Source organism: Streptomyces sp. NPDC056160 (assembly GCF_042268205.1).
Lineage (GTDB): Bacteria > Actinomycetota > Actinomycetes > Streptomycetales > Streptomycetaceae > Streptomyces.
The window spans coordinates 69911-89582 of record NZ_JBHJUW010000005.1 but is presented as its reverse complement, the minus strand read 5'-3'; the positions used below and the strand labels follow the sequence as shown (position 1 = coordinate 89582).

Sequence of the window (19672 nt, the reverse complement as noted above, 5' to 3'; positions counted from 1 at the left end):
GCGACGCCTGGCACGCGCGCTCGCCGCGTTGCCGGGGTCGTCCACGCACGCCCGGTACGAGGACGACCCTCCGCCTTGCGATCGCACGCACCGAAGGCCGCGGGGCCCGCCCCTCCGGACGGACGGCGCTACTTTCGAAACACGCCCCAGCCGGCACCGGCCGGGCGCGGCCCGCGGACCGCGCGCGCGGCGCGCACGCGGCGCACGAGGTCGACGGCCGCCTCCGGCCACTGCGGGTGGTCGAAGGCGAAACCGGCGTCGAGCAGACGGCCGGGGATCACGCGGCGGCTCTTCAGGAGCAGTTCGGTGTCCGACCGCAGGACGAAGGCGCCGGCCTCGGCCATCCACCTCGTCGCCGGCAGACCCACCGGGACGCCCCACGCGGTGCGCAGCACCCGCATCAGGGTGCGCTGCGGTACGGGCGCGGGCGCGGCGATGTTCACCGGCCCCTCGATGTCCTTGCGCCCGGCCAGGAACAGCACGGCGCGCACGAAGTCGTGGTCGTGGACCCAGGAGACGTACTGCGCGCCGCCCGCGACCGGCCCGCCCAGACCGAGCCGGGCCAGCCGCAGCAGCACGTCGAGGACGCCGCCCCGGTCGGGGCTCATCACCATGGCCGACCGGAGCGCGACCTTGCGGGTGTGCGGGGTCGCGGCCCGCTCCTGTTCCCGCTCCCAGGCGCGGGCGATGGCGACGCTGCGGGCCCAGTAACCGGGGACGCCGGGTTCCGAACCGCCGATCACCCCGGTCGCCTCGTCGTGGGGCGCGTCGAAACGGTGGGCGTAGACGGTGGCCGTGCTCATCTGCAGCCACAGGCGCGGCGGCTGTTCGGCGGCGGCGACGGCCTCGCCCACGACCCGGGCGGAGTCCACCCGCGAGTCCATCATGGCCCGTAGGTTCTCCTGCGTGTAACGGCAGTTGACGCTGCGTCCGGCCAGGTTCACCACCACGTCGCAGCCGTCGATCACCTCCGCCCACGGCCCCAGGGTCCTCCCGTCCCACCGGACCTGCCCCGCGCGCCGCGGGCGCCGGGTCAGTACGACGACGTCGTGCCCGGCCGCGGTCAGCGCCCGCTCCAGCACGGTCCCCACCTGACCGGTTCCGCCCGGCAGTACGACCTTCATCGAAGCTCCCCCCTTCGTCGGCGGGGCCGATCCTACGCTTGCCTTGAACGTGTTCAAAAGTGGGGCGGGCCGGTCGCCCGGCCGACCTTCCCGCGCGCCCGGCCAGGCCCGCGCCCTCCCCCGTGCGGGAGCCCGGCCGACGCCCGCTATCTTCGTGCCGAGACCGGGAGTCGGGGGGCGGGATGCACACGGCAGAGGCGGCGGCAGATGCAGAGGCAGCGGCAAAGGACGCGCAGGCACCCCCGGGGCCACCGGCCGCCGAGGAGGCCCCGGCGCGTGACTGGCCCCGCTCCTGGCCGCTGGTGCTGCTGGGCGCGGCCGTCCTCCCCGGCACGGTGGTCTTCGTCCTGGGGCGGTGGTCGGACGGCCAGGCCCTCCAGGCGTGGCGGACCGTCTGCATCGCCGTCACCATGCAGGCCCTGCCCTTCCTGCTGCTCGGCACGGCCCTGTCCGGCGCGATCAACGCCTTCGTCCCGGACCGTATGTTCAGCCGCGTGCTGCCCCGGCGCCCTGCCCTGGCCGTCCCGGTGGCCACGGTCGCCGGGGTCGTCCTGCCGGGCTGCGAATGCGCCTCGGTGCCCGTCGCGGGCAGCCTCGTCAACCGGGGAGTGACGCCGGCCGCCGCGTTCGCGTTCCTGCTCTCGGCCCCGGCCGTCAACCCGGTCGTGCTGACCGCCACCGCGATCGCCTTCCCCGCCGACCCGGCCATGGTGGTGGCCCGGCTGCTCGCCTCCCTCGCCACCGCCGCCGGGATGGGCTGGCTCTGGCTCCTGCTGGGACGCGGGGAGTGGCTGCGGCCGACGGTGCGGCACACCGGCCACCGGCCGGGGCACAGCCGCCTGCGAGAGTTCCGGCGCGGCTTCCAGCACGACTTCCTGCACGCCGGCGGGTTCCTCGTCCTCGGCGCCATGGCCGCGGCCACCTTCAACGTCGCGGTGCCGCGCACCGTGCTCGACGCGTTCTCCGGCTCGCCCTGGCTGTCGGTGCTGTTCCTGGCGGGGCTCGCGGTGCTGCTCGCCGTCTGCTCGGAGGCCGACGCGTTCGTCGCCGCCTCGCTCACCGGTTTCCCGCCCCTGGCACGGCTGGCGTTCATGGTGGTCGGGCCGATGGTCGACCTCAAGCTGATCGCCCTTCAGGCGGGCACCTTCGGCAGGGCGTTCGCGGTGCGCTTCTCCGCGGCCACCGCCGTCGTCGCCGTCCTGTGCAGCACGCTCGTCGGAGGGTTCCTGCTGTGAAACGTCCGCTGCAGGTGGCCCTGCTCGTCCTCAGCGGCCTCGGCCTGCTGCGCGCCGCGCTCTTCACCGACCTCTACCTGCGCTACGTGAAGGAGGGGATGCGCCCGCTGCTGATCGCCTCCGGGGTGCTCCTGCTCCTGCTGGGAGCGGCCGAGGCGTGGCCGGTGAAACCGGACGCCGAACACGGCGACACAGACCGCGGCGACACAGACCGCGGCGACGCGGACCACCGAGACGCAGACCGCGGCGACGCAGACCGCGGCGACGCCGAACACGGCGACGAGAGTCCCACCGATCACACCGGACAGGCCGGCCCGGGGGACCGGGCCGACGCAGGCCCGCACACCGGCCACGGCCACAGCCACGCCGCGGTACCCCGCGTCGCCTGGCTGCTGTTCCTTCCCGCGCTGAGCCTGCTCTGCTACGCCCCGCCGGCCCTCGGCGCGTACACCGCCGCGCGTGAGGCACCCAAGGCCGTCGACCGGCAGAGCCGCTTCGACCCGCTGCCCGTCACCTCCCCGCTCCCGCTCACCCTCAGCGACTTCACCCGCCGCGTGCAGCAGGACCGCGAACAGGCCGTCCGCGGGCGTACCGTCGTGCTGACCGGGTTCGTCACCCCCGGCAAGGGGCGCGACACCTGGGACCTCACCCGGATCATCCTCTCCTGCTGCGCGGCGGACGCCCAGTCCGTGAAGGTACGCATCCACGGAGCGCCGTCCCTGCCCCCCGACACCTGGGTCTCCGTCACGGGCACCTGGCACCCCGGCGGCACCCTGGGCACCGCCTCCGCCCCGGTGGCCCTGGACGCCCGTACCGTCCGGCGGATCAGCCGGCCCGCCAACGCCTACCGGGACGACCTCCCGCTCGTACCACCCCGCTGACCGCCCACCGGCGGCCGCGGACGGCCTCGGACGAACGGCCCCGGACCCCGCGCCGACATCCGGTCAAGGGCTGGTCATGACGGGGGGTTCCGTCAAGAAGTGGGCGTACGCTGGAAGCGGCATGAACAGACACCTCGGTGTGTCGCAGCTCTGACGAATCGGGGTGTGCCGGGCCCTGCTCCCGGCGCCCCTTGCCGTGCGGTCGCGCCGATACGCGCCCGGGAACCGGAAGGAGGCGCGATGGACAGTAGTCCGGGCCACAGTCGGCCCCGTCCCGTGTTGTTCCCGCCGTCCTTCCGCGGCCCCGAACAGCTCCTCCTCCCGCTTCGCTGACCGGCCTCGACCTCCCCCTCGGGCGTGTGGAGGGCGTGCGGCCGTGCCCCGGCACGTGCCACGCGGCCGGCCCGGCGGGAGCAGGGCTGCCGTGCGCCGCCCGCCACCCGGACCTGCCGGGGAGAGGGTGTGTCCAGCTGTGTCCGCGACCACGTTGCTCATGTCGACCACCGCCCGCCTGCGCGGCCGCCGCGTGCACCTGGAGCGCCGGGCCACCGCCACGAGGTCCGTCCGCTCCTCCCTGGTGTCGCTGGCCGGACTGATCGGCGGACCGGTCGTCCACCAGGCGGGCCAGGAGGTCGGCCGCGTCGCCGACGTCGTCGCCCGGCTGTCCGGACCGGAACCGTACCCGCCGGTGACCGGACTGATCCTGCGTATCGGACGGCGGCGCGCCTTCCTGCCCGCGGACGCCCTCGACACGGTGCACGCCGACCACGTACGCCTGCGCACGGCCCGCGTGGACCTGCGCGACTTCGCCCGCCGCCCCGGCGAGGTGCTGCTCGCCCGGGACGTACTCGACCACCAACTCGTCGACGTCGACGGCGTGCAGGTCACCCGGGCCGCCGACCTCTACCTCGCGCCCCTGGTGGGCCGGGTGGTGCTGGTCGGCGTGGACGTCTCGCTGCCGACACTGCTGCGGCGCATCGGGCCGCGCCGGTGGCAGGCCCGGCCCACTCCCGAACGGGTGCTGGACTGGCAGGCCGTGGCGCCCTTCGCCGAACAGGCCGTCGACGGGCCGCCCGAGGTACGGCTGCGCGACTCCCGCGCGGCCCTGCACCGGATGCGGCCCGCCGACCTGGCCGACATCCTGGAGGACCTCGGCCGGGCCGAACGGCAGCAACTGCTGGGCTGGCTGGAGCCGGGGCAGGCGGCCGACGCGCTGGAGGAGATGGAACCGGCCGAGCTGGAGAACCTGCTGCGCGAGGCGCAGCCCGAGCACGCCGCACGCCTGGTCGACGAGATGGAACCCGACGAGGCCACCGACGCACTGCGCGACCTGACCGCCGACGAACGCGAGAACCTGCTCGCCCGCATGCCCGCAGGCGAGGCGGCCGAGCTGCGCCGCCTGCTGACCCATCAGGAGGGCACCGCGGGCGGCGCGATGACGACGCTGCCGCTGACCGCGCGGCCGGGGCAGACCATCGCCCGGGTCCGCGCGGAACTGGCCACGCTGGCCGAGCACCGTACCGAGATCGACGCCGTGGCCGTCGTCGAGGACACCGGCCGGCTCGCCGGCGACCTTCCTCTGTTCGACCTCGCGGTCGCCGAGGAGACCACCCTCGTCGCGGACCTGCTGGCCTGGCGTACCCAGTTCGGGCCGCCCTGCACCGTGGGCCCGGACACCCCTCTGGACGAGGCGGCGGACCGGCTGGTCGCCGCCCGCGCCTCCTCGCTCCTCGTGGTCGACGACGAGGGCCGGCCGCTGGGCAGGGTGCTCGCCGACGACCTGCTCGACGCCCTGCTGCCCGAGCGCGGGCGCCTGCACTTCCGGAGGTTCCTGCAGTGACCCGCGATCCCGGCACGGCGAGCACGGACCCGGCGGACGGACCCGGCCCGACGGACGACACGGGCCCCACGGCCGCCCCACCGAAGACGGCGTCCGCGGGGCCCGCCGGGCACACGGCGACCGGAGGAGGCCCCACGAGCGGGGACGGTACGGCGATCGGGGACGGCGCGGTGGCGACCGTCCCGGAGCGCGCGGTACCGACCGCCCCGCGGCGCACCGGCCTGCGCCGGATCGCCGTGGTCGCCGCCGTCGCCGGCCCCGGGCTGGTGGCCGCGAACGCCGGCAACGACGCCGCCGGCATCGCCACCTACGCCTCGGCCGGCGCCCAGTACACGTACGGCACGCTGTTCTTCATGGTGCTGGTCACCTGCGCCCTGGTGATGGTGCAGGAGATGGCCGTGCGCCTGGGAGCCCACACCGGCAAGGGCCTGGGCGCCCTGATCCGCGAGCAGTTCAGCCTGCGCCTGACCGCGCTCGCCGTGTTCTGCCTGCTGCTCGCCAACACCGGTCTGGTCGTCAGCGAGTTCGCCGGGATCGGCGCCGCCTTCGAACTCCTGGGTGTGCCCAAGTGGGCGGTGATCCCACCGGCCGCCGTGCTGCTCTGGGCGCTGGTGCTGTTCGGCTCCTACCACTGGGCCGAGCGGATCTTCCTGATCATGTCGCTCGCGTTCTTCGCCTACCCGGTCGCCATGATCCTCGGCCACCCGGACTGGGGAGCGGTCGGCCACCACCTGGTCGTGCCGCACATCGAGCCGAACAAGGATTTCGTCCTGCTCGCCGTCGCCCTCATCGGCACCACCGTCAGCCCGTACATGCAGTTCTACGCGGCGGCGGGCGTCGTGGACCGCGGGGCGCGGCCCGCCGACTACCGGCTGATCCGTGCCGACGCGGTCCTGGGCGCCGTGTTCGCCTGTGTCGTCAGCCTGACGATCATCGTCGCCACGGCGTCCGCGATCGGCGGCAGCGGGCCGCTGCGGTCGGCCGCGCAGGCCGCGCGGGCCCTCGAACCGGTCGCGGGCAAGCAGGCCGAACTCCTCTTCGCGCTCGGCCTGCTCGGCGCCTCCGCACTGGCCGGAGCGGTGGTCCCGCTCTCCGCCTCCTACGCCGTGGGGGAGGCCGTAGGTGTGGAACGCTCCGTCTCGCGCAGCTTCCGCGACGCCCCGCTCTTCCTGGGCCTGTTCACCGCACAGATCCTGCTGGGCGCGGCGGTCGCCCTCACGCCCGTCGACGTCATCCAGCTGCTCATCGGCACCCAGGTCCTCCAGGGCCTGATCAGCCCCGTGATCCTGGTCTACCTCCTGGTGCTGACCAACCGGCGCTCCCTGCTCGGCGACGCCGTCAACGGTCCGCGTCACCGCGTGGCGGCGACCGTCGTGGTCGTGGGCGTCGCCGGCATGTCCACCGTCCTGCTGGTGCAGACCGTCCTGAGCTGGTTCGGCCTGGCCTGACCGCCCCGGCAGGGGCTATTCGCCCGATATGGGCCGCACGGTGAGGACCTGCTGCGCGTGGCCGACGGGGCCGTGCACGTCGTGCAGCACGGTGCTGGTGATCCCCTGACCGCTCGGGCCGAAGACGACGGTGGTGTCCAGGCCGGTCCAGCGGCCCTCCGGCTGGCGGTGCAGGTGGACGGTCAGGTCGACGTTGGGGAAGATCCACGCCTTGGGCGACTCGCGTACGGCGATGCCGTTGGCGGTGTCGACCAGGGCGACGTAGGAGGCGAGGGGGCTGCACGGCTCACCGGCCACCAGGTCCAGCGGGGTGGAGACCCAGGCGGTGGCGCGGCCGGGCCGCGGCGTGCCGACCGGGCGGACGTCGAGGGAGGCGACGTAGCCGCCGGGCCACCGGTCGGCCATCCGCCACGGGGCGAGCCGCTCCGGCGGGGTGAGCGGGTCGGCCCCTCCCCCGGCGACGGCGGCCGTGTCCTGCGCGGACAGCAGCCAGGCCCGGGCCCGCACCACCGGACGCCCGGCGATGCTCACGACCGCCTCCAGCAACTCGATGGTGCGCCCCGGACGTACCGTCTCCACCTGGATCTCGCACTCGTCAAGGGCCAGCCGGCCCAGGATGTCGTAGCTGATCCGCGACAGCAGCAGTCCGCCCGGCGGGCGCGTGGCCAGATGCTGGTCGATCGCGTGCACGACGAGTCCGCCGAGCGGGCTGAAGTGCAGCTCGGTCTCGTCCCACGCCCCGCTCGCACGGGCGGTGGGCTTGAAACGATGGGTGTCGGTGCGGACGTAGTAACTGTCGGGAGCCGGAGTGCCGGTGTTCAACGGGCGCCTTTCCTCGCTGCGTACGCGGACCCGTACGCCGCGGACGAGTTCCGCACCGGGCGCCGGATTCCCGCAGGACCTCGGGCAGGATGACACGAGCGGCAGCGTCCGGACGCGGGCAGGGGGGCGCTGCCCGTGGACGGCATGGCGGACGAGGTGCGCCGGGACGCGGCGCGGGCGGCGGCCGACACCGCCTGGATCAAGATGATCGTCACCGACCCCGGCTGCGCAGGCGCGGGACGCGGGGCGGTGGGGGGTCGGCCACGCGTTCCCGGCGACGGACAACCCGCCCTCGAACGGGATCTGCCGCTCGCTCGGTTTCCGGCTGCTCGGGGAACGCGGTGTGCCGTTCGCGGGCCGCGTGTTGCGGAGCGACCACTGGGTGATCAACCCGCGTGTCGATCTGCCGGGGGACTGACGCCGGGCAGTGGCACCCACCGGCGCTCCTGCGCGGAGCGGGCCATCGCGTCCAGGGCCGTAGCGGCGGCCACCGCGTCCGCGAGGCAGGCGCCGTGCGCGGTGCCCTCCGTCAGGGAACGCAGGAAGTGGTGGGCCTCGATGACCTTGAGGTCGTCGTAGCCCATGGCGTTGGCCGCGCCGGGCTGGAAGGCGCCGTACGCGCCGTGGCCCGGGCCGACGTGGACGGTGCTGACGGGCTGGTCCTGGTAGCCCGTACCGCGGCAGACGCCCAGTTCGCCCATGCGGCGGAAGTCCCAGAAGAGGGCGCCCGTGGTGCCGTGGATCTCGAAGCCGTAGCTGTTCTGCTCGCCGACCGAGACCCGGCACGCCTCCAGGACACCCCGGGCCCCCGAGGCGAAGCGCAGCAGGCAGCTGACGTAGTCGTCGTTCTCCACGGCGCCGGTTCCACCGCCGGCCGCCCGCGCATGTCCGGCGGTCGCCCCCGCCGGACGGGCCCGTTCACGCAGGAAAACGGCGGTGTCGGCGGCCAGCGAGTCGATCTCGCCGAGCAGGTGGCGGGCCAGGTCGACGCCGTGGGAGGCGAGGTCGCCGAGCACTCCGCTGCCCCCGCGTGCGCGCTCGTAACGCCAGGTGAGCGCCGACTCCGGGTGCGCCGCGTAGTCGCTGAACAGCCTGATGCGCACGTGCGTGACGCGGCCGATCTCCCCGGTGGCGATCAGTTCGCGGGCGGCGGCCACGGCCGGCGCGTTGCGGTAGTTGAAGCCGACGGTGCCCCACACGCCGGCCGCCGCGGCGGCGGCCGCGACGGCGCGCGCGTCATCGGCGCCGAGGCCGACGGGCTTCTCGATCCACAGGTGCTTGCCCGCCTCGGCCATGGCCACCCCGATCTCGCGGTGCAGGAAGTTGGGCGCCGTGACGCTGACGGCCCCTACCCGGGGATCGGCGGCCACCTCCCGCCAGTCGCGGGTCGCCGTCTCGAATCCGTACCGTTCGGCCGCCTCCTCGGCCCGGCCGGGCACGTCGTCGGCGACCACGACGAGAAGGGGTCTGACCGGCGGATCCGGGAAGTGGTGGAGCACCCTCGTGTACGCCTGGGTGTGCACGCGGCCCATCCAGCCGAACCCCACGACGGCGACGCCCAGCGTGCGCACCCGACCTCCTCGGCTCTCCGCAGTGGTGCGGACCGCTCCGCGCCCGGCCTCGGCCTCACGATGCGGGCTGGTTTCGGCGGGTGTCAAGCGGTGCCGCGCGTCTCCGCGGGCCGCCGCACGCGCCGCGCGGCGGTGCCCGGGCCTGGTCAGGGCGGGGCCGGGGCGGGGCAAGGCGGTGTCACGGCTCCCGGTGCTCGTGGGCCGCGCGGTCGAGTTCCGCCGCCTCCGCCTCGGCCAGCCGCTGCTCGGCGGCCACGTCGAGCGAGCGGGTCAGCCACCAGTAGAGCAGCGCGGAGACGGGCAGCCCGACGAACAAGGAGATGTCCGCACCGCCCAGGGCCCTCGCGGCGGGCCCGACGAAGAGGGCGCCGACGGAGAAGAACGGCACCATGGCGGCGAACCCGGCCAGGTAGGAGAGGATGCCCTGCCAGCCCCAGCGCCCGTAGATGCCATGGGGGTTGAAGATCTCGGCGATCGCGTAGTGGCCGCGGCGCACGATGTAGTAGTCCATGAGGTTCACCGCGGTCCACGGGATGAACAGGTAGAGGACCAGCAGCAGGAAGTCGTTGAAGTTCCGCAGGAAGTGCGAGGTCGCGGCGAGCGCGCCGACGAGGGAGAGCGCCGCGGTCAGGCCGAGGGTCACCAGGCGTACGGCGAGGGTCGGGCGCACCTTGCGGAACGAGTCGATGGCGCTGATCAGCGTCAGGGAGCCGCCGTACATGTTCAGCGCGGTCACGGAGATCAGGCCGAGCGCGGCGAACAGCAGCACGACGGTGCCGAAGCCCGTGAACACCGTGTCTCCCGCCGCGTCGATCGACCGGATCGTGTCGAAGCCCCGGCCCGCCCAGGCGGCGAGCAGCGTGCCCAGCACCATCAGCCAGATACCGCCGAGCGCGGAGCCGAAGTAGGTCCAGTAGAAGGTCTTGCGGACGGTGACGTCGGGCGGGAGGTAGCGGGAGTAGTCGGACACGTAGATGGCCCAGCTGATCTGGTAGCCGGCGACCACGCCGAACTGGGCCAGGAACGGCGTCCACCGGAAACCGCCCACGTCGAACGAGCCCGCCGGATAGTGCAGGTCGACCAGGACGCCCACGGTGAAGATCCCGAAGACGACCAGGAACGTGTACGTCAGGACGCGCTCGGCCTTGTGGATGACGTCGTAGCCGACCAGGGCGACCACCAGCCCGATCACGGTGACCACGAGCACCCACAGCTTGACGCCGCCGTGCAGGGTGGCGTGCAGGGCCTGCCCGGCGAGGATCGTGTTGAAGACGTTGAAGCCGGCGTACTGCACATAGGCGAAGAGCCACACCAGCAGAGCGCCGACGTAGCCGAACTGCGGCCGGGACTGGATCATCTGGGGGAGCCCCAGCTGCGGGCCCTGGGCCGAGTGGAACGCCATGAAGAAGGTGCCGACGACGGTGCCCACGACGATGGCGAGCAGCGACCAGAGGAGGTTGCCGCCTCCGGTGATGCTGATCAGACCCACCGCCAGGGTGGCGATCTGCGCGTTCGACATGAACCACAGGGGCCCCAGGTGCCACAGCTTGCCGTGCCGCTCGTCCAGGGGCACGTAGTCGATGGACCGGGTCTCCAGGCCCGTCACCCGTGGCTCAGCCGCTGCGCTCACGACACCTCCCGAGTCCCTCCGGCCCCTGTGGCCACGGTCGGCCCCGGGAGGGCACCGGTCAAGCGGGAGTGGGCGGGCGGCGGGGTGAGCGGGGAGGGGAGAGGCGGCCGGCCGAGAGGGAATCCGCGAGGGGGTTGAAAGGGTTCGAAAGGGTGCGAAAGGGAAAGGGGGAAGGCGGCCGGTCGAGTGGGCCGGGGTCAGCCCGCCAGGACCTCCGCCCAGCGGCTGGTGCCCGCCTGGTCCGCTCTGACGCCGCAGCGGGCCGACAGCGCGGTGACGATGCCCAGGCCGCGGCCGTGCTCGTCCGGGTCGGGGACCGAGCCGGGCGGGGGCGGGGCCGCCGGGCCGAGGTCGCTCACCTCCACGTGGACGGCGCCGTGGCCGTCGACCGGGACCCGCCACAGCCGCAGGGTCGCGGGCGGCCGGGCGTGCACGAGCGCGTTGGTGACCAGCTCCGAGACCACGAGGAGCACGTCGTCGGCGGCGTCGGCGGGCAGGTCCCAGCCGCCCAGCAGGCGGCGTACGCGACTGCGTACGGTCGACACGGCCCCGGGCGTGTGCGGCAGGGGGAAGGCGTGGTCGACTTCCCCGTGGGGCGCGGCGTCGAGCTGCGCTACGGTCATGTGCCTTCCTCCTCCGACGGGCGTCGCGGCCCTCCGTACAGGCGCGACAAGTCACGCTAAGGAACAAATGCCCCGCAGGTCAATGAACGGCGGTCGGCATTACCGAACAACAGTCCTGAACGGGACAAACGAGGCTAATATCGCCCCATGGCCGGACCCGTCCAGTCCATCGAACGAGCCGCGGCGATCCTGCGCCTCCTCGCCGGCGGCCCCCGCAGGCTGGGACTCGGCGAGGTGGCGTCGTCCCTCGGACTGGCCAAGGGAACCGCTCACGGCATCCTGCGCACCTTGCAGCACGTGGACTTCGTCGAGCAGGACGAGACCACAGGAAAGTACCAGCTCGGAGCGGCACTGCTGCACCTGGGCACCAGTTACCTCGACGTCAACGAACTGCGCTCGCGCGCCATCAACTGGGCCGACGCGCTGGCCGCCCGCAGCGGCGAGGCGGTGCGCATCGGCACACCGCTGGAAGGCCGGGTCCTCGTCATCCACCACGTCTTCCGGCCCGACGACACCCTGCAGACCCTGGACGTCGGCGCGCTGCTGCCGCTGCACGCCTCCTCGCTCGGCAAGGTCCTGCTGGCCTTCGGCACGGCCACCCTCGGCCCGCTGCCCGAGGACGGTCTAGAGGCGTACACGCGGCACACCCTCGTCGTCCGCGAGGATCTGGAACGGGCGCTCGCCGAGATACGCGAGGCCGGCTGGGGCGCCGAGGTACAGGAGATGACCATGGGCGACGCCGGGGTCGCCGCGCCGATCCGCGGGCACGGCGGCCTCGTGGTGGGCGCCATCTGCCTGTCCGGCCCCCTCGAACGGATCTGCGACCCCAGAGGCAGGCCGCTGCCCGCACTGATCGCCCTGCTCCGGGAGGCCGCACGGGCGATCTCCCGGGACCTGGGAGCGGGCCGCTGGTAGACCCCGGTAAGCCTCACCCGTCAAGCCCGTCAAGCCCCCGCAGGACAGGTTGCCGCACCCGCGCGACGCACCGGAAGGCAGGCCCGCTCATGGTTGACCGGTATGTGATGTCCATCGACCAGGGCACCACGTCCACGCGCTGCATCCTGTTCGACCACCGCGGACGGCTGAGCGCGGTCGCCCAGCGCGAGCACCAGCAGTACTTCCCGAGGCCCGGCTGGGTCGAGCACGACGCCGTGGAGATCTGGCGCAACGTCCAGCGCGTCGTCCCCGAGGCCCTGCGGAACGCGGGTGTGGACGCCGGGGCCGTCGCCGCCGTCGGGATCGCCAACCAGCGGGAGACGACCGTCCTGTGGGACCGGCGGACCGGGGTGCCGGTGGGCCGTGCCGTCGTCTGGCAGGACACCCGCACCGCACCCCTCGTCGACGCCCTCAGGGACCGGCCCGGCGACGAGTTCTTCCTCGACCGCTGCGGCCTGCCCGCCTCCACCTACTTCTCCGCGCCCAAGATCCGCTGGCTCTTCGAGCACACCGAGGGCCTGGAGCGCCGCGCCCAGGACGGCGACGTGCTCTTCGGCACGATGGAGAGCTGGCTGATCTGGAACCTCACCGGCGGCACCGACGGCGGCCTGCACATCACCGACCCCACCAACGCCGGCCGCACCATGCTCGTCAACATCCGCACCCTGACCTGGGACCCGGAGCTGCTGGACTTCTTCGGCGTGCCGCGAGCCATGCTGCCCGAGATCCGCTCCTCGGCCGAGAGCTACGGCGAGGCGCGCGCCCTGCTCCCGGGCGTCCGTATCACCGCCGCCCTCGGCGACCAGCAGGCGGCCCTGTTCGGGCAGACCTGCTTCTCGCCGGGCGAGGCCAAATGCACGTACGGCACCGGCAGCTTCCTGCTCATGAACACCGGCACCGAACTGGTCCGCTCCCGCAACGGGCTGCTCACCACCGTCGCCTACAAGATCGCGGGCGAGCCCACGGTCTACGCCCTCGAAGGCCCCATGGCCGTCACCGGCTCCCTGGTGCAGTGGTTCCGCGACCGTCTCGGCATGATCAGCACGGCGCCGGAGATCGAGACCCTGGCCCGCACGGTGGACGACAACGGCGGCTGCTACATCGTCCCCGCCTTCTCCGGCCTCTTCGCCCCCCACTGGCGCAGCGACGCCCGGGGAGTCGTCGTCGGCCTCACGTCGTACATCACCAAGGGCCACCTGGCCCGCGCGGTCCTGGAGGCCACGGCCTGGCAGACCCGGGAAGTCGTCGACGCCATGAACGCCGACTCCGGTCTCGCCCTCAGGCAGCTCAAGGCGGACGGGGGCATGACCTCCGACCACCTGCTCATGCAAATGCTCGCCGACGTGCTCGACGTCCCGGTCGTACGGCCCCTGGTGTCCGAGACGGTCTCGCTCGGCGCGGCCTACGCCGCCGGGCTCGCCGTCGGCTACTGGCCCGACCTGGAGGTGCTGCGCCGCAACTGGCACCGGGCCGGGCAGTGGCTCCCGGAGATGGAGCCCGAGCGGCGGGCCCGGGAGTACGAGAGCTGGCAGCGGGCCGTGCAACGGTCCCTCGACTGGGTCCGCCCGCGCGGTGACGGAGGCTGACGGGGTCTGACGTTCGCGAACCCCGGCGAATCTCCCCCGCCGTCCTGGTTACCCGGACGGCCAGGGGTTCGGCAGTGAGCCCCTCCGGGCTCTCCGCGCCGTGTGCCGCGGAGGGCCCCCACGCACCTTCGGGCGGGCCCCGCGCCGTGCCGGAACGGATGCGCGGGGGCCGGGCAGGGCCCGTGCCGGTTCGCGGACGCTGTCGGCGGTTCGCGGCAGGGGCCGCCGGCCGGGCGCCGGGATTTCCGCGGCCGGGACGATTGCGCGATGCGGGGCCGGGTACGCGAGCAGGACCGTGCCCGGGCGCAGTGCCCGGACGGGCCCCACGACCGCCGCGACCAGGGACCTGCCATGGAGACACCCTCGAACGACAACACCGCCACGCCCGCCCAGCAGGCGCTGGACGTGCTCGCCGAGAACGCGGAGGACACCGGGGCGCTGGACACGCTGGCCGGCAGCGACGTACTGGTGCCCGTGCCGGACGACGTCAGCGACGAGGACGCCACCGACCCGTCGGCGGTGGCGCTGCCCGTCCTGGAACAGCCGGGCGGGGTCCCGGTGGTGCCCGTGTTCACCTCGGAGCTGGAGATGTCCGAGCTGCTGCCCTTCATCTCCCGGTACCGCCTGGTGCCGCTCGGCGCCCTCGCGTCCCAGTGGCCGGCCGACGACCTGTCGCTCACCATCGACGCCAGCTCGCCGCACGGCCTGACGCTCACCTCGGAGGGTGTGCGGACCCTGCTGGGCCGCACGCGGGGCTGAGGGTCCCGGCCCGACCCCGGTTCTCACGCGTCCTGGACGAGGCCGACGAGGTTGCCGTCCGCGTCCTTCACCGAGGCGATCATCCGGCCGCCCCCGACGTCCTGCGCGTCCTGGAGCAGTTCGCCGCCCGCCTCCAGCAGTGCGGCCAGGCGGGCGCGGATGTCGTCGACGTGCCAGTACGGCACCGGTCCGGTCATGCCCTTGGCGTGCCCGTTGGGGTCCAGGCCGACGTCCTGGCCGGCCGCCTTGTAGCCGACGTAGTACGGCTCGTCGGCGTAGGGCTCGACCTGGAGCAGAGCGCTGAACAGGGCCTTCGCGCGGGCGATGTCCTTGACGGGGTAGATGATCGTGTTGACTCCGGCGGTCATGGCGGTACTCCTCGGTGGTGGCGGGATCCGACGGGTGCGTCGGTGGTTCCACCGTAGGGCGGGGGAGTGCGGGGTGGCTTCTCCGATCCTGACCGGTCCGCGTTCGCCGTCCCGTCGTGCCTGAGCAGGGCCCGTGCGCACGCCCCGGCCGACCGGTACCGGCCAACGGCCGTCGAGTCCCGGTCACGACGGGTCGGCCCGCCCCGCCGCGGGAAACGTCCCCAGCGGGACGGGCGCGAGGACAGGGGGCACAGATGCCGCGGACTCCCGCCGGGCGGACACGTCTGGTCATCCTGGAGCTGCTGAAGGACCCCGCCCCGCCCCCTCGGCGGCGCGGGCCGAGGGGGCGGGGCGCCGAGGGGACCGGGGAGCGGGGGACGACCGCGCGGGCCGTCGCCGTGGGCCTCGGCATCCCGCTCCGGCTCGCCGAGAGGCACCTCGCCCTCCTCACCGACCTCGGCCTGGTGCGGGCCCGGCGCGTCGGTCGCCGTACGTACTACCGCCGTGCGGAGTTCCGTATCGCCGAGGTGGCCCGGCTGTTCGAGAAGGGCTGGTGACGAGGGCGAGTTCAGACGGACAGGGGATGCACGTCACCGGGGCTTCATCTTGGCGCAGTAAGAGTGACTGCGACGCGAGTGCGTCCACGACACTGTCGGCCAAACATCCCCAGAACTGGATCCCATGAGCGCCATCTCCGTCGGTCAGGCCGTCGTTCTCGGAGTCGTCGAGGGGGTGACCGAGTTCCTTCCCGTGTCCTCCACCGGCCACCTCAAGATCGCCGAGGGGCTCATGGACATCCCGGTCGACGACAGCTCCGTCGTCGGGTTCTCCGCCGTCATCCAGGTCGGCGCCATCGCCGCCGTGCTCGTGTACTTCTTCAAGGACATCGTGCGGATCGTCTCCGCCTGGTTCCGCGGCCTGACCGACCGCGAGCAGCGTCATCACCACGACTACAAGTTCGCCTGGTGGGTGATCTACGCGACGATCCCGATCGTCGTGGTCGGGCTGGCCGCCAAGCCCCTGATCGACGGGCCGCTCGGCTCGCTGTGGGTGGTGGCGGGATCGCTGATCGCCGGCAGCGTCGTGATGTGGTGCGCCGACCAGATGGGACGGCACAAGCGCGGTGAGGACGACACGTCCTTCAAGGACGCCATGCTGGTCGGCACCTCGCAGATCCTCGCCCTGCTCTTCCCCGGCTTCTCCCGCTCCGGCGCCACCATGTCCACGGCGCTGATCCTGGACCTGGACCGCGTCGCCGCCACCCGCCTCTCCTTCTTCCTCGGCATCCCGGCCCTGACGGGCGCCGGCCTGTACGAACTCAAGGACGCCCTGGGGGCGGGCGTGGGTGCCGCGCCGCTGGCCGTCGGCACCGTGGTGTCCTTCGTGGTCGCCTACGCCTCCATCGCCTGGCTGCTGAAGTTCGTCGCCAAACACTCCTTCAACGCCTTCGTCGTCTACCGCATCGCCGTCGGCGTGCTGCTCTTCGGGCTGCTGGGCGCGGGCGTCCTGAACGCCTGAGCCGGCCGGCGGGCGCGGCGAGCACCCGGGGGCGGGACTTGACACCCCGCCCCGCACGCCGGACCATCGCTCCGTGAACCTGTCAGACAGCCAGACAGGTGGGCCGGTACCCCGGCGCGTCAGCGCCATGGAGGCGGTGCTCACCCACCTGCGCGGCGCCATCGAGCGCGGCGCGTACGCGATCGGCGACAAACTGCCGTCCGAGGCGGAGCTGTGCCGCACCCTGGGAGTCTCCCGGCCGGTGCTGCGCGAGGCGCTGCGCGCCCTGCAGACGATGGGGCTGACCGCCTCGAAGACCGGCAAGGGCACCTTCGTCGTCGCCCTCTCGGTGGAAGACCCCACCTTCGGTGACTACACGGCCGGCGACCTCATGGAGGTGCGCCGGCACATCGAGATCCCCGTGGCGGGGTATGCCGCGCAGCGGCGCACGCCCGAGGACCTCGACCGCCTGACCCACCTGCTGGAGCGCATGGAGCAGGAGACCGACACGACCTCGTGGGTCGCGCTGGACACCCTCTTCCACCTGTCCGTCGCCCAGGCCGCCCGCAACCCCGTCTTCCGCCGTGTCATCGAGGAGATCCGGGACGCCCTGGCCCGCCAGTCGGCGTTCCTCAACGAGCTGGGCGGCCGGCGCGAACAGTCGGACCGCGAGCACCGGGCCCTCCTCGACGCGCTGGTCGCCGGCAGCGAGCACGACGCGGTGCGGGCCATGTCCCACCACCTCGACCGCGTCGGGACGACCCTCACCGACATCGTGCGCTCCGCGCACACCCCCACCGCGGCCGACGCGTGAACCCCGCGCAGGCCGAGCCACCCACCCACCAGTGATCCAGGCAGTGATGTACAGCAGCTTTCCCGCCGAGGCACCCCTCGTCCGCGCACCCCGCCACGTCCCCGTCGCCCACCTCGTACGCGGCGGACTGATCGAGGGCGTCCACCACGGCTCCGTCGTCGTCCTCGGCGCCGACGGCCGGGTCTCCTTCGGCCTCGGTGACACCGAGGCCGCCTTCTACCCGCGCTCCGCCCTCAAACCCGTCCAGGCCGTCGCCATGGTGCGCGCCGGGCTCCCGCTGGAGGGCGACCTGCTCTCCCTGGCCGCCGCCAGCCACTCGGGCGAGGAGCGCCACCTCGCCGGCACCCGGCGGATCCTGGAGCTGGCCGGCCTGACCGAGGACGACCTGCGCAACGTCCCCGACCTGCCCTTCGACCCGGTCGTGCGGGACGCCTGGGTGCGCGAGGGCCGACTGCCCTCCCGGCTCGCCCAGAACTGTTCCGGCAAGCACGCGGCCATGCTCTACACGTGCCGGCTCAACGGCTGGTCCCTCGACGACTACCTCGACCCGGCCCATCCCCTCCAGCAGGCCATCGCCGAGATCGTCGAGGACCTGACCGGACAGCGCGTCGCGCGGGTCACCGTCGACGGCTGCGGCGCGCCGCTGTTCGCGGTCTCCCTGCACGGCCTGGCGCGCGCCGCCGCCCGGATCACCACCGCCGTGCCCGGCACGCCCGAGGCCCGCGTGGCCGACGCGATGCGCGAGCACGCCGAGATGGCGTCCGGCTCCGGCCGGGACGTGGCGGCGCTGATGCGGGCCGTGCCCGGACTGCTCGCCAAGGACGGCTTCGAAGGGGTCCAGGTCGCGGCGCTGCCGGACGGCCGGGCCATCGCCGTGAAGATCGCCGACGGGGCGAACCGGGCGCGGATACCGGTCGCCGCGGCGGCCCTCGTCCGGGCGGGCGTCGACGCGTCCCGGCTCACCGAGTTCTCGGGCGAGGTACTGTTCGGCGGCGGCCGTCCGGTCGGCAGCGTCCGCCCGGTCCACGTCCTGGACCCGGACCCGTGCCCGGACTCGGACGCGGAGCGGCCTTCGGTCACCGCCCGCGTCTGACGGCCGGGCCGCGCCATGCGGCACACCCGGCGGCGGCCGTCCCGCAGTCGACATGCCGGCGGCTGCGGGCCCCGTGGCCGCCGGCCCGGTTGTTCCGGCTCCCGGGTCGCGGTCGGCGGTCGCCGGCTCCCGGTTCGGCGGCCCGCGACCCGCATGTCTTTGCCGTGACTGTCGCGGGGCGGGGCGGCGCGGCGCAGTGTCGGCGTCGCCGGGCTGGGTGCGGCGGCGGTCAGCCGCGCGCGAGCCGCCGGGACCGGCGTCGCAGGCCCACCAGCACCGCTCCCGCGCCCAGCCCGGCGACGCCGGCGATGGCGCCGGTCTGCGACCAGTCGTCGGACGGCGGCGCCGGGGTGCGGGGTGCCGCCGCCGGGACGGCGATCTGCGCGCCGTGCGCGACCGGACGCAGCCCGTCGAGCGAACCGACCGGGTCGACGCGTCCGGCAGCGTCGAACCCCCAGTCGAGCAGGGCACGCGCCTCCTCGTACACCTCGAAGCCCGCGCCCTCCTGAGGGTTCATCACGGTCACGATGAGGGTGCGCGCGCCCCGGTGGGCCGCGGCGACCAGGGTGTTGCCCGCGTTGGTGGTGTATCCGTTCTTGATGCCGACCAGCCCCGGGTACGGCGTCACGCCGTCGGCGCCGGTCAGCAGCCGGTTGGTGTTGGCGATCTCGAACGTCCCGCCGCCGGTGCCGGGGAAGGCGGTCTCCACCGTGGAGCAGTAGCGGGCGAAGTCCGGGTTGCGCAGTCCGGCGCGGCCGAACACCGCCAGGTCGTAGGCGGAGGACACCTGCCCGTCGGCGTCGTAGCCGTCGGGTGAGACGACGTACGTGTCCATGGCGCCCAGGGCGCGGGCCTTGGTCTGCATCTGGCGGGCGGTGTGGTCCCAGCCGCCGTTGAGTGCGGCGAGCACGTGCACGGCGTCGTTGCCCGAGTTGAGGAACACGCCGTGCCAGAGGTCGGACACCCGGTAGGTGTGTCCTTCGACCACCCCGACCAGGCTGCTGCCCTCGCCGATCCCGGCCAGCTCCTTCGCGCTGACGGTGTGCTGGACGCCGCCGGGGAAGGCGGGCAGTACGGTCAGCGCGAACAGTGTCTTCAGGGTGCTGGCGGGCGGAAGTTTCTCGTGCGCGTTGTGGGCGGCCAGCACCTCGCCGGTGCCCGCGTCGGCCACCACCCACGACAGGGCGGAGACTTTTGGCGCCTCGGGAGCCCCGGCCCGCAGACGGACCTGTGTGCCCTCGTGCTGCAGGAGGGCCGGCTGCGGCACCGACGCGTTCGGCCGCCCCCGCGCGCCCGGGTCCGTGCCGGTGCGGCCCGCCGCGGCCACCGGCGAGGTCACTATGAGCACGCCCGCGGCACAGAGGGCGCAGGTCGACACGGCAGCTCGAAAGGAGAATCCGATCGTCATATCGCAAACGTAGGGACGGATCGGTCGAGGCGTGACC

Annotated in this window: 18 protein-coding genes and 1 pseudogene; 12 read left to right on the top strand and 7 right to left on the bottom strand. The window is 73.6% G+C overall.

The window, feature by feature from the left end:
* Positions 1–128: 128 nt before the first annotated feature.
* Positions 129–1124 (bottom strand): epimerase, encoded by a 996-nt coding sequence (locus ACFC02_RS03320; RefSeq protein WP_376351429.1) that lies wholly within the window; start codon positions 1122–1124, stop codon positions 129–131.
* A 182-nt stretch (positions 1125–1306) separates the two neighbouring features.
* On the opposite strand from ACFC02_RS03320, the gene ACFC02_RS03315 reads away from it, so the two are divergent.
* The 4 genes from ACFC02_RS03315 (at position 1307) to ACFC02_RS03300 (ending at position 6528) form a co-directional block, all read left to right on the top strand.
* The gene (locus ACFC02_RS03315) at positions 1307–2359 is read left to right on the top strand and encodes a permease (protein WP_376351426.1); all 1053 of its coding nucleotides are present in this window, start codon (positions 1307–1309) and stop codon (positions 2357–2359) included.
* Positions 2356–3240, top strand: a complete 885-nt coding sequence (locus ACFC02_RS03310; protein WP_376351423.1) for a TIGR03943 family putative permease subunit — start codon at positions 2356–2358, stop codon at positions 3238–3240. Before ACFC02_RS03315 ends, ACFC02_RS03310 begins: the two co-directional genes overlap by 4 nt.
* A gap of 493 nt (positions 3241–3733) precedes the next feature.
* Entirely contained in the window at positions 3734–5080 is a 1347-nt protein-coding gene (locus ACFC02_RS03305; RefSeq protein ID WP_376351421.1) for a magnesium transporter MgtE N-terminal domain-containing protein, read from the top strand.
* Complete coding sequence (locus ACFC02_RS03300) at positions 5077–6528, top strand: NRAMP family divalent metal transporter (protein WP_376351418.1); 1452 nt, start codon at positions 5077–5079, stop codon at positions 6526–6528. The genes ACFC02_RS03305 and ACFC02_RS03300 overlap by 4 nt, the downstream gene beginning before the upstream one ends.
* Positions 6529–6543: 15 nt before the next feature.
* Here the strand turns inward: ACFC02_RS03300 and ACFC02_RS03295 are convergent, their stop codons facing one another.
* Positions 6544–7350: a thioesterase family protein gene (locus ACFC02_RS03295; RefSeq protein ID WP_376351416.1), complete on the bottom strand. Its 807-nt coding sequence runs from the start codon at positions 7348–7350 to the stop codon at positions 6544–6546.
* Positions 7351–7473: 123 nt separating this feature from the next.
* On the opposite strand from ACFC02_RS03295, the pseudogene ACFC02_RS03290 reads away from it, so the two are divergent.
* A pseudogene (locus ACFC02_RS03290) lies at positions 7474–7768 on the top strand (N-acetyltransferase); the annotation flags it as partial.
* Here the strand turns inward: ACFC02_RS03290 and ACFC02_RS03285 are convergent.
* The 3 genes from ACFC02_RS03285 to ACFC02_RS03275 form a co-directional block, all read right to left on the bottom strand.
* Complete coding sequence (locus tag ACFC02_RS03285) at positions 7737–8921, bottom strand: Gfo/Idh/MocA family protein (RefSeq protein ID WP_376351414.1); 1185 nt, start codon at positions 8919–8921, stop codon at positions 7737–7739. The pseudogene ACFC02_RS03290 and the gene ACFC02_RS03285 overlap by 32 nt on opposite strands.
* Positions 8922–9099: 178 nt before the next feature.
* Positions 9100–10551, bottom strand: a complete 1452-nt coding sequence (locus ACFC02_RS03280) for a purine-cytosine permease family protein (RefSeq protein WP_376351412.1) — start codon at positions 10549–10551, stop codon at positions 9100–9102.
* 197 nt (positions 10552–10748) lie between these two features.
* Entirely contained in the window at positions 10749–11174 is a 426-nt protein-coding gene (locus ACFC02_RS03275) for an ATP-binding protein (RefSeq protein WP_376351410.1), read from the bottom strand.
* Positions 11175–11321: 147 nt separating this feature from the next.
* Between ACFC02_RS03275 and ACFC02_RS03270 the strand changes: the two genes are divergently transcribed.
* From ACFC02_RS03270 to ACFC02_RS03260, 3 genes are all read left to right on the top strand, one after another.
* Positions 11322–12089 (top strand): IclR family transcriptional regulator, encoded by a 768-nt coding sequence (locus tag ACFC02_RS03270; protein WP_360974048.1) that lies wholly within the window; start codon positions 11322–11324, stop codon positions 12087–12089.
* An 89-nt stretch (positions 12090–12178) separates the two neighbouring features.
* Entirely contained in the window at positions 12179–13696 is a 1518-nt protein-coding gene (gene glpK / locus ACFC02_RS03265; RefSeq protein ID WP_376351407.1) for a glycerol kinase GlpK, read from the top strand.
* 351 nt (positions 13697–14047) lie between these two features.
* Positions 14048–14455, top strand: a complete 408-nt coding sequence (locus tag ACFC02_RS03260) for an SseB family protein (RefSeq protein ID WP_360974042.1) — start codon at positions 14048–14050, stop codon at positions 14453–14455.
* A 23-nt stretch (positions 14456–14478) separates the two neighbouring features.
* On the opposite strand, the gene ACFC02_RS03255 is transcribed toward ACFC02_RS03260, so the two are convergent.
* Complete coding sequence (locus ACFC02_RS03255; RefSeq protein WP_376351404.1) at positions 14479–14823, bottom strand: VOC family protein; 345 nt, start codon at positions 14821–14823, stop codon at positions 14479–14481.
* A 254-nt stretch (positions 14824–15077) separates the two neighbouring features.
* Between ACFC02_RS03255 and ACFC02_RS03250 the strand changes: the two genes are divergently transcribed.
* The 4 genes from ACFC02_RS03250 (at position 15078) to ACFC02_RS03235 (ending at position 18227) form a co-directional block, all read left to right on the top strand.
* Positions 15078–15380: an ArsR/SmtB family transcription factor gene (locus ACFC02_RS03250; protein WP_376351401.1), complete on the top strand. Its 303-nt coding sequence runs from the start codon at positions 15078–15080 to the stop codon at positions 15378–15380.
* A 124-nt stretch (positions 15381–15504) separates the two neighbouring features.
* Positions 15505–16341 (top strand): undecaprenyl-diphosphate phosphatase, encoded by an 837-nt coding sequence (locus ACFC02_RS03245; protein ID WP_376351398.1) that lies wholly within the window; start codon positions 15505–15507, stop codon positions 16339–16341.
* Between the two features lie 73 nt (positions 16342–16414).
* Complete coding sequence (locus ACFC02_RS03240) at positions 16415–17134, top strand: FadR/GntR family transcriptional regulator (protein WP_376351395.1); 720 nt, start codon at positions 16415–16417, stop codon at positions 17132–17134.
* A gap of 46 nt (positions 17135–17180) precedes the next feature.
* A complete protein-coding gene (locus tag ACFC02_RS03235) occupies positions 17181–18227 on the top strand; it encodes an asparaginase (protein WP_376351393.1) in 1047 nt (348 codons plus the stop codon).
* A gap of 229 nt (positions 18228–18456) precedes the next feature.
* Here the strand turns inward: ACFC02_RS03235 and ACFC02_RS03230 are convergent, their stop codons facing one another.
* A complete protein-coding gene (locus tag ACFC02_RS03230; protein ID WP_376351390.1) occupies positions 18457–19635 on the bottom strand; it encodes a D-alanyl-D-alanine carboxypeptidase family protein in 1179 nt (392 codons plus the stop codon).
* Positions 19636–19672 lie beyond the last annotated feature (37 nt).

Coding starts and splice junctions, on each gene's coding strand:
- glpK (WP_376351407.1), top strand. CDS start 12,179: ATGGTTGACCGGTATGTGATGTCCATCGACCAGGGCACCACGTCCACG.
- ACFC02_RS03250 (WP_376351401.1), top strand. CDS start 15,078: ATGCCGCGGACTCCCGCCGGGCGGACACGTCTGGTCATCCTGGAGCTG.
- ACFC02_RS03255 (WP_376351404.1), bottom strand. CDS start 14,823: ATGACCGCCGGAGTCAACACGATCATCTACCCCGTCAAGGACATCGCC.
- ACFC02_RS03235 (WP_376351393.1), top strand. CDS start 17,181: ATGTACAGCAGCTTTCCCGCCGAGGCACCCCTCGTCCGCGCACCCCGC.
- ACFC02_RS03315 (WP_376351426.1), top strand. CDS start 1,307: ATGCACACGGCAGAGGCGGCGGCAGATGCAGAGGCAGCGGCAAAGGAC.
- ACFC02_RS03305 (WP_376351421.1), top strand. CDS start 3,734: ATGTCGACCACCGCCCGCCTGCGCGGCCGCCGCGTGCACCTGGAGCGC.
- ACFC02_RS03270 (WP_360974048.1), top strand. CDS start 11,322: ATGGCCGGACCCGTCCAGTCCATCGAACGAGCCGCGGCGATCCTGCGC.
- ACFC02_RS03245 (WP_376351398.1), top strand. CDS start 15,505: ATGAGCGCCATCTCCGTCGGTCAGGCCGTCGTTCTCGGAGTCGTCGAG.
- ACFC02_RS03230 (WP_376351390.1), bottom strand. CDS start 19,635: ATGACGATCGGATTCTCCTTTCGAGCTGCCGTGTCGACCTGCGCCCTC.
- ACFC02_RS03320 (WP_376351429.1), bottom strand. CDS start 1,124: ATGAAGGTCGTACTGCCGGGCGGAACCGGTCAGGTGGGGACCGTGCTG.
- ACFC02_RS03275 (WP_376351410.1), bottom strand. CDS start 11,174: ATGACCGTAGCGCAGCTCGACGCCGCGCCCCACGGGGAAGTCGACCAC.
- ACFC02_RS03260 (WP_360974042.1), top strand. CDS start 14,048: ATGGAGACACCCTCGAACGACAACACCGCCACGCCCGCCCAGCAGGCG.